The sequence below is a fragment of the Hyphomonas beringensis genome (genome assembly GCF_000682755.1).
Classification (GTDB): Bacteria; Pseudomonadota; Alphaproteobacteria; order Caulobacterales; family Hyphomonadaceae; genus Hyphomonas; species Hyphomonas beringensis.
In genome coordinates this window covers 1-12876 of the sequence record NZ_AWFF01000031.1, presented here as the reverse complement: position 1 = coordinate 12876, position 12876 = coordinate 1, and the positions used below count along the sequence as shown (strand labels likewise).

The 12876-nt window shown below is 61.7% G+C and carries 16 protein-coding genes and 1 tRNA gene; 4 read left to right on the top strand and 13 right to left on the bottom strand.

The window, feature by feature from the left end:
• Positions 1–63: 63 nt before the first annotated feature.
• Positions 64–432: a DUF983 domain-containing protein gene (locus HY29_RS06380; RefSeq protein ID WP_034794373.1), complete on the top strand. Its 369-nt coding sequence runs from the start codon at positions 64–66 to the stop codon at positions 430–432.
• A gap of 176 nt (positions 433–608) precedes the next feature.
• A tRNA-Met gene (locus HY29_RS06375) sits at positions 609–685 on the top strand.
• A 53-nt stretch (positions 686–738) separates the two neighbouring features.
• Here HY29_RS06375 and HY29_RS06370 read toward each other — a convergent pair.
• Positions 739–1467: an endonuclease/exonuclease/phosphatase family protein gene (locus HY29_RS06370; protein WP_051601208.1), complete on the bottom strand. Its 729-nt coding sequence runs from the start codon at positions 1465–1467 to the stop codon at positions 739–741.
• 107 nt (positions 1468–1574) lie between these two features.
• On the opposite strand from HY29_RS06370, the gene HY29_RS06365 reads away from it, so the two are divergent.
• Positions 1575–2324 carry a tetratricopeptide repeat protein gene (locus tag HY29_RS06365; RefSeq protein WP_155838227.1) on the top strand — a complete coding sequence of 250 codons (750 nt, stop codon included), beginning with the start codon at positions 1575–1577 and terminating at the stop codon, positions 2322–2324.
• A gap of 10 nt (positions 2325–2334) precedes the next feature.
• On the opposite strand, the gene HY29_RS06360 is transcribed toward HY29_RS06365, so the two are convergent.
• From HY29_RS06360 to HY29_RS06335, 6 genes are all read right to left on the bottom strand, one after another.
• A complete protein-coding gene (locus HY29_RS06360) occupies positions 2335–2820 on the bottom strand; it encodes a Csu type fimbrial protein (protein ID WP_034794355.1) in 486 nt (161 codons plus the stop codon).
• Complete coding sequence (locus tag HY29_RS06355; RefSeq protein WP_034794352.1) at positions 2817–5120, bottom strand: fimbria/pilus outer membrane usher protein; 2304 nt, start codon at positions 5118–5120, stop codon at positions 2817–2819. Before HY29_RS06355 ends, HY29_RS06360 begins: the two co-directional genes overlap by 4 nt.
• A complete protein-coding gene (locus HY29_RS06350; RefSeq protein ID WP_034794349.1) occupies positions 5120–5818 on the bottom strand; it encodes a fimbrial biogenesis chaperone in 699 nt (232 codons plus the stop codon). The genes HY29_RS06355 and HY29_RS06350 overlap by 1 nt, the downstream gene beginning before the upstream one ends.
• A 12-nt stretch (positions 5819–5830) precedes the next feature.
• Entirely contained in the window at positions 5831–6295 is a 465-nt protein-coding gene (locus HY29_RS06345) for a Csu type fimbrial protein (RefSeq protein ID WP_051601206.1), read from the bottom strand.
• A gap of 448 nt (positions 6296–6743) precedes the next feature.
• Positions 6744–7712: a thioredoxin-disulfide reductase gene (gene trxB, locus HY29_RS06340; RefSeq protein WP_034794346.1), complete on the bottom strand. Its 969-nt coding sequence runs from the start codon at positions 7710–7712 to the stop codon at positions 6744–6746.
• Between the two features lie 88 nt (positions 7713–7800).
• Positions 7801–8805, bottom strand: coding sequence for a cation diffusion facilitator family transporter (locus HY29_RS06335; RefSeq protein WP_081811260.1), 1005 nt, complete (start codon positions 8803–8805; stop codon positions 7801–7803).
• Between the two features lie 108 nt (positions 8806–8913).
• Here HY29_RS06335 and HY29_RS06330 point away from each other — a divergent pair, with 108 nt between their 5' ends.
• Entirely contained in the window at positions 8914–9633 is a 720-nt protein-coding gene (locus tag HY29_RS06330; protein ID WP_034794339.1) for a VOC family protein, read from the top strand.
• Between the two features lie 72 nt (positions 9634–9705).
• On the opposite strand, the gene HY29_RS06325 is transcribed toward HY29_RS06330, so the two are convergent.
• The 6 genes from HY29_RS06325 to HY29_RS06300 form a co-directional block, all read right to left on the bottom strand.
• Positions 9706–10395, bottom strand: a complete 690-nt coding sequence (locus HY29_RS06325; protein ID WP_034794337.1) for a hypothetical protein — start codon at positions 10393–10395, stop codon at positions 9706–9708.
• A gap of 173 nt (positions 10396–10568) precedes the next feature.
• The gene (locus HY29_RS06320) at positions 10569–10781 is read right to left on the bottom strand and encodes a hypervirulence associated TUDOR domain-containing protein (protein WP_034794336.1); all 213 of its coding nucleotides are present in this window, start codon (positions 10779–10781) and stop codon (positions 10569–10571) included.
• Positions 10778–11122, bottom strand: coding sequence for a DUF4440 domain-containing protein (locus HY29_RS06315; RefSeq protein ID WP_034794335.1), 345 nt, complete (start codon positions 11120–11122; stop codon positions 10778–10780). Before HY29_RS06315 ends, HY29_RS06320 begins: the two co-directional genes overlap by 4 nt.
• Positions 11123–11125: 3 nt before the next feature.
• Positions 11126–11311, bottom strand: coding sequence for a DUF3008 family protein (locus tag HY29_RS06310; protein ID WP_034794333.1), 186 nt, complete (start codon positions 11309–11311; stop codon positions 11126–11128).
• A gap of 63 nt (positions 11312–11374) precedes the next feature.
• Positions 11375–11659 (bottom strand): GIY-YIG nuclease family protein, encoded by a 285-nt coding sequence (locus tag HY29_RS06305; protein ID WP_034794332.1) that lies wholly within the window; start codon positions 11657–11659, stop codon positions 11375–11377.
• Between the two features lie 169 nt (positions 11660–11828).
• Positions 11829–12876 (bottom strand): toprim domain-containing protein (locus HY29_RS06300; protein WP_034794330.1); only part of this gene is annotated, 1048 nt, incomplete at its 5' end.

Here is a 12876-nt window from a genome sequence, read left to right as displayed (position 1 = left end):
CATGTTCAGGTGCGCGCTCACACCGTCTTGCCTTGGCTCGCGGGCAGGCGCACAGCTGGCCGCATGACCCAGCCTGCCCATGCCTATCCGACGCCCCGACTGCGCACCGCCATCTGGCGCGGCCTGCGCTTTCGCTGTCCGGTGTGTGGCAAGGGGCATATCTTCCGCGCCTATCTGAAACAGGTCGACACCTGCGAGGTTTGTGGGGAGCCTATTGGAGAGATCCCGGCCGAGGATGGCCCGGCCTGGCTCACCGTGCTGACGCTCGGCCCTGTGCTGGTGGCGCTCACCCTGTTCATTTCGATGTCCGGCTGGCCAATGTGGGTCACGTTGCCTATCTCGGCGGGCATGGTGATCGGGGCGGTTCTGGCCTGGCTGCCACGGATCAAGGCTCTGGTGATTGCCGTGCTGCTGGTCAGCAATCGGGACTGACCGGGGCAGGGCCCCCCCGTGCCAGTGCTGTGGCCAGGCCCTGCCGCGCGTGCCTGCGACGCATCGGCCCCTGCGACGCATCGGCCAATGTACGCGAAATGTCTGCATCGAGTGCAGGACAGGTGCTTGCAGGGCGGCGAAACCGCGTGTATGAGGCGCCCTTCGCATCAGCGATCGGTTCGGTAGCTCAGCTGGTTAGAGCGCGCGACTCATAATCGCGAGGTCGGGAGTTCAAGTCTCCCCCGAACCACCATTCATCCTCTGGAATGCATTCATGTTGGGATTGGGACGCTTGGTTAAAGCGGCTCAAGGCCGGGCCAATTCGGCCAGGGCGCCGGCATGGTCTGTGAGTTCCATATCGTTCAGCACATTGGACCATGTGGTCACAGAATGAGTCTGCAGATCATGAACTGAGATATGATTGAGTAATCGCGGCTTCCCGCTGGGCACTGCCTGTGCAGACGTGACGACCTCAAGACCGACCCTTCCAAGCAGCTCAAGCAATTGATGATACGCCTGCGGCGGCTGCCCTGAATGGTGTGGGATCGGCATGTTGAAATCGCCCGCCACAATCAGGGGCAGGGCGGTGTCGCGCTCGGCGCGCAATTGCGGTTCAACGGCCTTCAGAAAGCTTTCATACTCTTCCCAATTCTTGCGGTCTCGCGCGCCGGTGGAAACGTGACAGGCGAACCAGGGAATGCAAACGCCAACTACCCGTACCTCCCCAGCGGGCGTCGTGGTTGTTCCGGAGGCATAGCGGCCAGCAAGAGGGCGTGCGCCTTCCAGGCAGACTGTGTCCTTCCAGGGGTTGCGCGAGAGGAGGGCGATCTTGCGGCGACTCGCAACAGAAATGGGGTAGCCCCATGACGCGCCGCCACTGATCATATGGCAGCCCAGATCATTCCCGGAATTGGTTTCGGAGATGACTGCAACATCAAATTCTGTGGATTCCAGGTGCGCATTGGCCAGCTTTCCGCGCTTGCTGGTTTGTCCATGCCAGGCCACATTCCAGCAGGCGATACGGGCAAGTGTCATGGGTAGACTCTCTTTTTAGGAAGAAGGCCTTTCACCTTAAAACTTGCGGCAAGGGCTTACCAGTCTGGCATAGGCGCTCTATCCTCTTGGGAATGAGACAGAAGCTTTTGGCATTTCTTGCGGCGTTCGCGCTGGTATTTACCGGGGCGGCGACGGCGGAGCTGGGGGCGGCGGAGGCTTCGTTTGCGGCGGGGGAGTATCAGGCCGCCCTGGCGGAGGCGTCTGACACGACCGACCCTGATGAGTTGGCCTTCAGCGCGCGGGCCCTGCTGGCGGAGGCGATGTCCGGACCATCCGATCCGCCCGAAGCCCTGTTGCATGCCGCGCTGGACAAGGCCGATGCCGCGCTCGCCATAGACCCCAAACATGTGGAAGGCCGCCTGCAGCGGGCGATTGCCCTGTCACTGATCCTGCGGCCCATGTCGACGCGTGCCGCGCGCAAGACAGGCTGGGGCGAGGAGGCGCGGGATCTGGCGCGCAGCGTGCTGGAAGATGATCCCGGCAATGTCTACGCCCATGGTTTCCTGTCTGTCTGGAATGTTGAAGTGGTGCGCCGCGGCGGGCGCATTGGCGCGATGATCATGGGCGCCAGCGTCAAGGATGGCCGCGCGCATTATGAGGCCGCGATTGCCACCGATCCGGAAGACGCCGCCCTCCACTGGCAATGGGCGCGCGCGCTGGCGGCGCTCAATTGCCGCAAATATCATGACGAAATTGCCGCCGCACTTGAAGCGGCGCTGACCGTGCCGACGCATAGCGTACTTCAGGAGGTGATGCAGGCCCGCGCCGCCACGCTGAAGGCAGAGCTGCAGCGGGGCAATGCAGAGGCCGAGGCGCTGGCGGCCCGTATGCTGTAGGCGGGCGGGCCTAGAAGACGACTGTGACCAGCAGCGAGTCATCATACGTGCCTGACTGCACGACCTGACCGGCGGGCACGCGGCCATACACCGTATGCAGGGAAGACGTGGCGATGAGTTGCACCAGCATCGTGCCATTGATCTGGCTGCCTTGAGTGCCATTGCCCCAGACATTGGTGCGCAGCAGGTTTGTGTAGATCTGATAGGACAGCTGGTCCGAACTTCCGGAACTGGTCATATGGCGGGCATTGATGTCGCCGGACTGGCCCGAGGACAGGCGCAGCTGGTAGGGAATGTTGACGTTCAGCAGGCCATAGCAGGTGACCGTCACGGTAGAGACCGTATCGCTCGGAAGATCCAGAAAGGCATTATAGGAAATGAACTGCATCGGCGATGCAGAGACGGAACAGGTGGCGCCTGTGCCCAGCTGCGCCTCGGATGGCGGCGCATGGGCCAGCCATAGAGCCAGCGCGAGAGAGAAAAGGCGCTTCATCATCTGTCCGTACTCGCCATGCGCAGGGAAGGGGCATCGATCAGTCTCATCACGCCTTCCTCTCTCAATTGGTCGGCCCTCTGCGTAAAGCGCCCTTCGGGGGTGACAACCTCCACGGTCTGGTCATCCAGAATGTGCTCACACCAGGCCCGGCCGTCATAGCCGACCGGGCAGAGTTCGCCGGTATCAAGGATGCGCACCGTGCTGCCGACGGGCAGGGGGCTGCCATCACGCTGGATAATGGTGAAGGCCAGCGACAGGGCGCGGCGGGCCTTGAAGTCCACCTGCACGATGCCGCGCATGGGGCGTACGGATTTTTCATATGTCTCGACGGCATAGTCCAGAGACAGGTCTTCCGGCTCCAGGCTCAGCTTGTTGGCCTCATGTGCCCGCAGATCCATGATCAGGATGCGCCCGTCATTATTGGTCTGCCCGGCCGGGCGGCCATCATGGAACACGTCCACATTCACCAGTCCGTCCGCATTCACCAGCGCGGCGGATGTGCCGGCATAGCGGCGCAGCGCAAGCATGCCGCCCGCCATGGCAAAGCCTCCGCGAATGCCGGCTGAGGCCTGGTTCATGGACTCGTAAAGGCCGACATTGGCGAACATTTCGGCCTGGCGACCCTGAAGGGTGCCATAGGCCTGAACGCTGTCGGTGCGGTTGCCATCCGTGGCCTGAGCAGACCATTGCAGTCTGTCATTCTTTCCCGAAGAGCCGTTTACCTGCAGGACATTGGCATAGTCATCGTCCAATTGTGTGCGGCTGAGGCTGGCGGTCTTGTTGTTGCCAAACCGGACGCGCAGGCCGAGGCTGAGGCCGCTCTCATCCTGTTCCATATCGTGATAGGCGCTGGCAAAGGCAGAGATCCTCTGGCTTTCAAAAGGGCGCTCCCAGGACAGGGCGGCAAAGCGCCGGTCGCGCAGATCAATATCCTCTTCTTCCTGATAGGACGCCCGCAAAGAGCCAAGCCCGGTGGCGACACCGACACTGGCGCGGACTGTCCGGTCAGGGAAGGGCACGCCATTGGCCGACACGCTATCGCGATAGGCATCGCCGGCAAACCGCGCTTCCAGCTGCAGCGAGGTGCGCCGGGTGATGCGCTCAAAGCCGACGGCGAAGAGGCCGCCGGTGCCGCTCTCATCAGACTCGCTGAGCGCAGCCGAGACATTCAGCACACCGATATGTCTTGTGGTCAGCTGTGCGCCAGTGCCTGCGAGCATGCCTTCATTACTGGCTTCCAGATAGACTTCGCCTGTCACCTCATTGCTGAGGCCGCGGCGCAGATAGGCATTGCCGATCACCCGGTCCAGATAGGCGGCCTCGGCCCCGACATAGCGGCGTGGCACGCCCAGGCTGACCGAATAGTCCGTGCGCCCTTTCGCAAGGGCCGTGCGGGAATTGAAAAAGCTGAAATTCTCAATCCGGGTGAGGCCGGTCTCCTCCCGGATCACCATCTCCACTTCATTGAGGCCGGTCTGGGGGGCGATATCGAATTCGGTCATGCCGGGATCTACCCCGACATGCCGGCGCGTGACGCCATTGATGCGAATGTTGACTTCGGACTGGTCGCGCAGCAGGGCTTTCAACATCTGGAAGGGCATGTAATTGCCTTCAGGGTCCATCGAGAAATCCGTGCCGATCTGCAACCCGGCAAAGGCGGTGACACGGCCCCAGCGGGGCGCGCGGGTGAAGCTATCGCCCAGGCTCAGCGTCGTCAGACTGTCCGGGAAGTCCTTCTGGTAGACCGTCCGGATACGCTGGACATTGGAGCGATCCTCCGTGACGCTGGCGATGACTTCATTCTCCAGCCGCCCGGCCGGGGCATAGAAGCCGAGGGACAGGCTGCCGAAGCTGTTCCAGTCCGTATCATTCTCCGTTTCCACGCGCTGGCCGGACAGGCTGTAACTTCCCAGCAGGCCGGGTGTGGGGCGCAAGAAAGTGGGGCGAGCATGGTGCGGTGCGGCCAGCAATTCCGGTTCGGCGCGCGTGAAGATTTCCAGCGTCGCGGTCGCTGTGTCGATCCGGTAGTCTATGCCGGGCACATCCTGCAGGCAGACTGCGGTCTCCGGCGCATTGTAAAGCCCGGCCAGGTTCAGGTAGCGCACTGCGATCTGGTCACAGGCCGCGGAGACTTTCACAATCTCCACCACGCTCTGGCTGGTCTGTCCGTTCACCTTCATTTCCACCAGCAGGTAAGGGGAGGCCGAAGGCGCTCCGGCGTTTGGCGTATCAGGAATCTCCACGGCACTGGCGGCCAGGCTGACCAGCACGCTGGAAGAAGAGACAAGGCCCAGACGCATCACGGGTCCGGCTTCAGGTCCCGCGTGTGCGCATTGCCATCTATCCGGAAGTGCAGGGCGGTCATCTCCGCATCCGGGCTGCCATTGCCATCGCGCACGGATATGCTGGCGCCAGGCAGGATATAGACCAGCGGCGGGCTGGTCGGGACCCGTTCGCCGCCAGCATGTGTCAGCGCCATATCATGAAGGCGCAGATAGCCCTTGCCGTGATTGGTCAGGGTGATGCCATCCTCCTCCCGGCGGATGCTGAGCGCATCGGCGGGAGCAGCGGTGCTGCTGAACATGGGCAGCACATAGCGGATGCGGATGTTCAGCTGCGTCGGGCCATTGGCCGGAACAGGGCCTGCAGAAGAAGGGGTGGGCAATTCGTCAATTACCAGCCGCCAATTACCTGTGCCTTCCGTATTCGGCACAAGCATGCGGATGGTCTGGGCCTTGCCTGGTGAAACCGTGAAGATCTCAGGTGCCAGACGCAGGTCCGGATCCGGGGCAAGGTGATCCTCGCCGTCCGTCTGGGTCCATCTGAAGGCCCTTACTTGTACGGTGATCGGCTGTTCCAGCTGGGAACCGATCAGGATGGAGTTCGGCCCACCCTGTGGCGGAGACTCAATCCGGATCGGTGACACTGTCAGGCCCTGCGCCAGGGCAGGGCCCGTCAGGATCAGGGCGAAGAAAGCCGCAAGACCTGTTCGCCACATGTGAGCCTCCTGTTAGAAAGTCACTGTGACCTGAACGCTGTCGCTGTAAGAACCGGCTATCTCAGGCGTGCTCGTGGTCTGGCCGTACACGGTCAGAACATCCAGCGGGCCGGTTCCGGATACGGTGGAGCCTGTGGAGTCATCTCCCCAGACCGTGCTGAAGCCGGCATCGGTGTAGAGCTGGTATTCAAAACTGGAGGTTTCAGTCAGGTGGCTCAATTCACGGGCGGCTATGTCACCAGAGCCTCCGCCATTCAGGGCCACTGTGAAACCGCCCGTATTGGTGCATGTCACCGTAATGGTGCCATTCGCGGTGGTGGAGGTCAGGCCGACATCTGCAAACACAACCGGCAGAGTCGCCACGGCGCAGGTGTTCAGCACAACGGCCTGAACCTGAAGATTGCCTGTAGCGGTATCTGCCAGAGCGGTTGGGGTACAGAGTATCAAGGCCGTGCCAAGGACGACTTTTCTCAACATGAATTCCGTCTCCGTAAACGAAAACGCTCCCCATGGGAAGCTTTTGAACATGAGGCTATGAGAGCGCAAACAGGTTACTTGGAGGTTAGCAATTATAGGTAGTTCTACGTAACCCATATTACGCTTTTGGCGTTAAGGATGATCCGTGCGCAGCCTTTATTTGCTGTTAACTTATGCGACTGTGCAGTACGTCCTACAGGTTGAATGGGACCGGCTCAGAAAATCACTCCGTTTCGGAGCGGTTAGGAACCTGTCTGGAAAAACGCCGTGTAAAGCATGAAAAAAGCCACTCTCATGCCAAAGAGTGGCTTTTTGAGGTGTCATCAAGGGACACAGTGATTAGCGTGTAACGGAAATGCGTGATGTTTGCCGCGATAATTGTATGCGTTCCAACATAATGGTCATGTGTGACTATCGCATTCGCGCATAGCCTGTCAGGCGCTAGACTTTATTCCGCAGCAACTGACTCCGCGTGGGCTTCCTGCTCCGTCATGAAGCGTTCGGCTTCCAGCGCGGCCATGCAGCCCATGCCGGCCGCCGTGACGGCCTGGCGATAGGTCTCGTCCGTCACATCGCCCGCCGCGAACACGCCGGGAATGCCGGTCGCGGTCGAATCCGGCGCGGTGATGAGGTAGCCATTGTCCTTCATCTCCAGCTTGCCTTTGAACAGCTCGGTTGAGGGCGCGTGGCCAATGGCGATGAAGACGCCGTGGACAGGAATGTCGGTTGTTTCGCCAGTCTCGACATTCTTGATGCGTGCGCCGGTGACGCCGGCCGGGTCGCCTTCGCCCAGCACTTCATCCAGAACGCTGTTCCAGATGATCTCCACCTTCGGGTTCTTGAACAAGCGATCCTGCAGGATCTTCTCGGCGCGGAAGCCGTCGCGGCGATGCACGACGGTGACCTTGGAGGCGAAATTGGTCAGGAACAGGGCCTCTTCAACGGCCGTATTGCCGCCGCCGACAACCAGCACTTCCTTGCCGCGATAGAAGAAGCCGTCACAGGTGGCGCAGGCAGAAACGCCAAAGCCCTTATACTTCTCCTCGCTGGGCAGGCCGAGCCATTTGGCCTGCGCGCCGGTCGCGATGATGACGGAATCGGCGGTGTAGACCGTGCCGCTCTCACCCACCGCACGGAAGGGGCGGGAGTCGAAATCCACCTCTGCGATGTGATCATTCAGCACTTTGGCGCCCATGGCCTCGGCATGTTCCTGCATCTTCACCATCAGGTCCGGGCCCTGAATCTCTGTGAAGCCGGGATAGTTTTCCACTTCGGTCGTGATGGTCAGCTGGCCGCCCGGCTGGATGCCCGTCACCACCGTCACCTCGCGCATGGCGCGCGCGCCATACACCGCTGCGGTCCAGCCCGCGGGGCCAGAGCCGATGATGAGGATTTCGGTATGTTTCGTCTCAGCCATGGAAAGGCTCCGCCATCTTGTTTTCGTGTTCTCTCGGCCCCGCATATAGGGACTGCTGCATGAGCCTTAAAGCGCTATCGCGCTCATATCAATGTGAACACTGCCCGCTGGGCTCGGCGGTGGCGGAAACGATCTCCACCGTGGCATGGGAGACGTCAAACCGGTCTGCCAGGCGGGCTTTGACCTGCTGGCGCAAGAGATCCAGATCCGTGCCGGGGGCGGCGGAAACCTCCAGCGTAATCAGGGGTTTGTGCTCAGTCAGCGCCCAGGCGTGGATGTGCGTGACTTCGGCGACACCTTCAATCTCTTCCACCAGATCCGCGCGGATTTCCGCCGGGGACAGGCCCTCCGGCGTGCCTTCCAGCAGGATGTGCCCTGACTGGCGGGCAATGCGCACACCGGCCACCAGAACCAGAATCGCCACCAGGACAGAGAGAATCGGGTCTGCCGCCATCCAGCTGGTCGTCATGATGATGATCGCCGCCACAATCGCCGCGACCGAGCCGAGCAGATCGCCCAGCACATGCCATAGCGCGCCCTGAAGGTTCAGGTCTTCCTTGCTGCCACCATGCAGGATCGCAAAGGCAATGATGTTGACGAGCAGACCGCCGACGGCGACGAGCATCAGCACATTGCCCATCACCTCCACCGGCTCCATCAGGCGGTGAATGGCCTCCCACACGATCCAGATCGACAGCAATATCAACAGGATGCCATTGGTGAAGGCGGCGAGGATTTTCGTCCGCGCAAAGCCATAGGAGCGCTGCGGGTCTGCCGGGCGCTCGGCCAGCTTGTAGCCGATCCAGGCGAGGGCCAGCGAGCCCGCATCGGTCAGCATATGCGCGGCATCCGCCAGCAAGGCGAGGGAGCCGGAGATCAGGCCGCCGGCAATCTCCGCCCCCATGAAGGCCGCCGTCAGCATGGCCGCCAGGGCAACGCGGCGGCGCGAATCCGCTGTCGTCATGTCCGCATCATGGGAATGGCTGTGGCCATGGCCATGTGCGTGGCTGTGCCCGTGGGAGTGGCCATGATCGCCATGGTCGTGCCCATGCTCGTGATCGTGGTCGGAGGAATCGTGCGTGTGATCGTTCATTGGCCCTTGGTGGCGTGTCTTTGCTAAAGGGTCAATTCAGGTGTGATAGCGTTGCGTTTGTTATGCTATTGTGTCCGCTAACAAAGAAAAAACTATAGGGGAAATGGCATGCCGGTACCACGCATACGGCAATTGGTGATCGCCGCGAAGACTCTGGAGACGGCAGACCAGCTGGGGGAGTTGCTGGGCCTGGGGGAGTCTTTTGTCGATCCGGGCGTCGCTGAGTTTGGCCTGGAAAACCGCGTCTATGCGATAGGCGACCAGTTTCTGGAAGTCGTTGTTCCCGTGAAAGACGATGCCCCCGCGCAGCGTTTCCTCACGCGCTATGGGGAGGGCGCTTATATGGCCATCTTCCAGACCGGGAATTTGAAATCCCTGCGCGCACGGGTGGACAGTCTGGGCATCCGCCGAGTGTGGAATATTGATTTGCCGGACATTTCTGCCAGCCATCTGCATCCGGCCGATATTGGCGGGGGCATTGTCTCGGTTGATGAGCCGCGCCCCTCTGGCAGCTGGCGATGGGGCGGTCCGGACTGGCGGGAGCGGTCTGTACCCGGAAGGCTGGTCAGCCTGGCCATCGAGACGCCGGACCCGCTTAGCCTGGCAGGCCGCTGGGCGTTGGCGCTGGGCCTGATCGTGGATGGCCCGACGCTGTATGTTGAGGATGGCGCCCTGATCTTCCGCAAGGGGGCGGTGGAGCGGCTGGCGGCATTCGGAATACAGGTGGACAATCGCGACGCCGTGCTGGCGCGGGCAAGGGAGCTGGGGCTGGATGTGGATGGATTTGAAATCCGCTTTGCCGGCGTGGGGCTGAGTCTGGTGGGGTGATGTTTCACGCAGCACAAAGGGCCGGTGCGGGGCAGGGCCCGTCCGGCAAGGCATCTGATTTCAAGAGACGTATCAGGATGTATTGAAGGCCAAGCGTGCGGCTTCGGCGTGGAAGTCACAGGCCGTTTGCTGCTGCTGTGGTGTCAGGGGCCTACGCCGGAAGGCGGGCGGCAGGGCGCGGCGCAAGATGGGCTGTGCCTTGCCGATCAGGCGCCGCAGGGCGGTGACATAGCGCGACATGTTCTCAAACACATCTTCCAGCGCCAGCAGGCGGCGCACCTGACGCGCCGAGGGCAGAAGATCGTCAGGCTGCGCCGGATATTCCGACAGGTCGACAGGGGTTTCCACATCGAAGCGGCGGATGCGCGGGCCGGTGCGAAAGCGTTTCGGCGGCGGGGGGCGCGTCGCCTCCGGGCGGTCTTCCGGTTCGGTCAGGCGAAAGCGCGGCTGAGGGAAAAGCGGGCGGGGTGTCTTTGCAGGCCGGGCCGGGGAGGGCGCGCCTGTCGGGACAGAGGGGGATGTCCGTTCCCGGACGGGAAGGGCGCCAAGCTCAGCCGCCATCAGATACAGGATACGGCGCATCACCGGCTCGGCATGGGAGAGGAAGCGGGTCAGCTGCTGCAATTGCCAACGTGGCAGAAAGGGCAGGGCCGGCAGTAGGGTGAGCCCCAGCGCGCGCCGGAAGCCGGCGGTGGCATGGTCCAGCCATTGCACGGTAAACCGGCCGGCATGGATAAGGAAATCGGGGCTCTTATACGTCATGCGCCAACCCTGTCATGCCTTGCATTGCGCAGGATTGGGCGCGGGATATCCCCATGGCGCGCGGGGCGGAATGGGGCGGCGTTGCGGGGGGTATGGCCCATTCGGGCCGCCGCCTATCCCCCGGAAAGCGGGTTTTATTTCAGACGTTTACAGACATTCTTGCACCCCAGGTCTCAGGCCTTGCGCAGCTCGGTATGGCTTTTCAGCACTTCGTCGCCATCTTCCTGCTCGATCAGATAGGCGGGGTCGTCTTCTGTCGCATTGCGTTTCACGCTGGCGCCCTTGAGCGTGCGCTCAACCGTATCGGTGAACACCTCTGTCACCTTGCCCTGGCCGGTGCCCTTGCCCCAGTCCCACTCTACCTGCGTGCCTTTGGCGTAGCTCATGACACGGGCGTCTGCTGGTGGGACATTAGTTTCCAGCGGCCATCAATGCAGACATATGTGCTGGAGCAGAGGGCCTGATAGGGCTTTGCGCCATCGACGGTTGCCGTGGCCGTGTAGGCCAGAACGGTCGTGTCGCCTGTATCCAGCTGTTGCTGATTCTTGATGTCGATCGTTTCCCAGCGCGGCGCCTGTTCCAGCGCGTGCAGAATGTCGGCCCCGATCAGGATGCCGGTCGGCGCGGGATAGACCATGAAGGCGTCAGACACCATCCGGTCACGGTAGAAATCCGGCCCTTCGAGCCAGAAGCTTTTTTCAGTATCCCAGACTTGCTTGCGGTCCATGTACTAGGCCTCCTTCTTTTCGGGCAGATTGTCGTGAGAGGTGGAGGCCATGTCGTCGAGCTCGTCCTCGGTCATGGTCTCATACATCTCCTTGGAGGCGCCCTGGAGTTTCGATTTCGGCATGTCCCCACGCTTGGCGGCCAGCGCCGCGCCGGCGGCCTTCTGCTGGGCTTCGGACTTGGCTTTCATAAGCGGTGTTCCTTTCATCTCAATGAAAGAAACGTGGGGAACGGGCGGGGGTTCCGTCGCGTGTCAGATGAGCGCGGTGGCGAGATCGCGCCACTCTGGATTTGTCTTCTCAACAAGATCTATCTTCCACGCGCGTGTCCAGTTTTTGATCTGGCGCTCACGATCAATAGCGGCCTCGCGTGTATCAAAGCCCGCATACCAGACCAGCATCTGGCAATTGTATTTGTAAGTGAACCCTTTGATGAGCCGGTTGCGGTGCTCCCAGGCTCTGCGGTTTATGTCGTCTGTCTGGCCGCAATAGAGGGTTCCGCGCGGTTTGTTCGTCATGATGTAGACGTAAAACGCCATGCCATATTCCCCCCTTCAAGAAGATAGGGGAATACTGCGCGCCATGCGTCAAGCCTGTTGGCTTGCCTCTTGTCCGTATCTCCGGCGCATGCCGGAGTCTTTTGCGGCACGCGCGGGGAGCCGCCCGCAGAAGGCCCCGGGGCAAGCCCGGGGATGCGGCGTGTGGATGCTAGACGTCTACCTCAGCATCCAGCGCGTTCTCTTCGATGAACTCCCGGCGGGGTTCCACGACGTCGCCCATCAGTTTGGTGAACATTTCGTCGGCCTCGTCGGCATGGTCGACGCGCACCTGCAGCAGGGTGCGGGCATTGGCGTCCAGCGTGGTTTCCCAGAGCTGGTCTGCGTTCATCTCCCCCAGACCCTTATAGCGCTGGATCTTGATGCCGTCGCGGCCTGCTTCCAGAACGGCCGCGAACAGGGAACATGGTCCGTGAACGGTGATTTCCCCGCCCTTGTCGCGGCGCAGGATCAGCGGCTGTTCATACATATCCCGCAGCGAGTTGGCGCGCTCGGCCAGGCGGACGGCATCCTGGCTGGCCAGCAGGGGGGCGGGCAGCACAGAGGTTTCGTCCACGCCGCGCACGGTACGCTGCAGCACCAGGGCGCCTTCGACAAAGCGGCCTTCCCAGGTGTCTTCGCCCTCTTCGGCAAAGCGGTTCATGCGCTCTGCCGTCAGCTGGGCTTCGGTCTCTCCGGCGCCTGCAGCCATCGCCCCGGCCATGGCGGCCTGTTCGATCAGATCTGCCGGCGCGCGCAGGGCGAGGCGGGCCAGATTGGCCTTGAAGTTGGAGGCCTGACGCACGCGGTCACGCAGATCTTCGCCCGCAATCTGGCTGCCATCCGGCAGGATCAGCGCTTCGCCGGTCGTGCCTTCCTCGATCAGGTAGGCATCCAGTTCCGGCACGTCCTTCACATAGCGTTCGGACTTGCCACGCGACACTTTGTAGAGGGGCGGCTGGGCAATGTAGAGATAGCCCTTCTCGATAATCTCCGGCATCTGACGATAGAAGAAGGTGAGCAGCAGCGTCCGGATGTGCGCGCCGTCCACGTCAGCATCGGTCATGATGATGATCTTGTGATAGCGCAGCTTGTTGATGTCGAACTCATCGCGGCCAATGCCGGCGCCCAGCGCCATGATCAGCGTACCGACCTGATCCGAGGACAGCATCTTGTCAAAGCGGGCGCGTTCGACGTTCAGGATCTTGCCGCGCAGGGGC

What these genes read in the sequence shown, in the direction of transcription:
- HY29_RS06330 (WP_034794339.1), top strand. Translation starts at nt 8,914, where the DNA reads ATGCCGGTACCACGCATACGGCAATTGGTGATCGCCGCGAAGACTCTG.
- HY29_RS06305 (WP_034794332.1), bottom strand. Translation starts at nt 11,659, where the DNA reads ATGGCGTTTTACGTCTACATCATGACGAACAAACCGCGCGGAACCCTC.
- HY29_RS06325 (WP_034794337.1), bottom strand. Translation starts at nt 10,395, where the DNA reads ATGACGTATAAGAGCCCCGATTTCCTTATCCATGCCGGCCGGTTTACC.
- HY29_RS06370 (WP_051601208.1), bottom strand. Translation starts at nt 1,467, where the DNA reads ATGACACTTGCCCGTATCGCCTGCTGGAATGTGGCCTGGCATGGACAA.
- trxB (WP_034794346.1), bottom strand. Translation starts at nt 7,712, where the DNA reads ATGGCTGAGACGAAACATACCGAAATCCTCATCATCGGCTCTGGCCCC.
- HY29_RS06355 (WP_034794352.1), bottom strand. Translation starts at nt 5,120, where the DNA reads ATGCGTCTGGGCCTTGTCTCTTCTTCCAGCGTGCTGGTCAGCCTGGCC.
- HY29_RS06360 (WP_034794355.1), bottom strand. Translation starts at nt 2,820, where the DNA reads ATGATGAAGCGCCTTTTCTCTCTCGCGCTGGCTCTATGGCTGGCCCAT.
- HY29_RS06350 (WP_034794349.1), bottom strand. Translation starts at nt 5,818, where the DNA reads ATGTGGCGAACAGGTCTTGCGGCTTTCTTCGCCCTGATCCTGACGGGC.
- HY29_RS06345 (WP_051601206.1), bottom strand. Translation starts at nt 6,295, where the DNA reads ATGTTGAGAAAAGTCGTCCTTGGCACGGCCTTGATACTCTGTACCCCA.
- HY29_RS06335 (WP_081811260.1), bottom strand. Translation starts at nt 8,805, where the DNA reads ATGAACGATCACACGCACGATTCCTCCGACCACGATCACGAGCATGGG.
- HY29_RS06315 (WP_034794335.1), bottom strand. Translation starts at nt 11,122, where the DNA reads ATGGACCGCAAGCAAGTCTGGGATACTGAAAAAAGCTTCTGGCTCGAA.
- HY29_RS06310 (WP_034794333.1), bottom strand. Translation starts at nt 11,311, where the DNA reads ATGAAAGCCAAGTCCGAAGCCCAGCAGAAGGCCGCCGGCGCGGCGCTG.
- HY29_RS06380 (WP_034794373.1), top strand. Translation starts at nt 64, where the DNA reads ATGACCCAGCCTGCCCATGCCTATCCGACGCCCCGACTGCGCACCGCC.
- HY29_RS06320 (WP_034794336.1), bottom strand. Translation starts at nt 10,781, where the DNA reads ATGAGCTACGCCAAAGGCACGCAGGTAGAGTGGGACTGGGGCAAGGGC.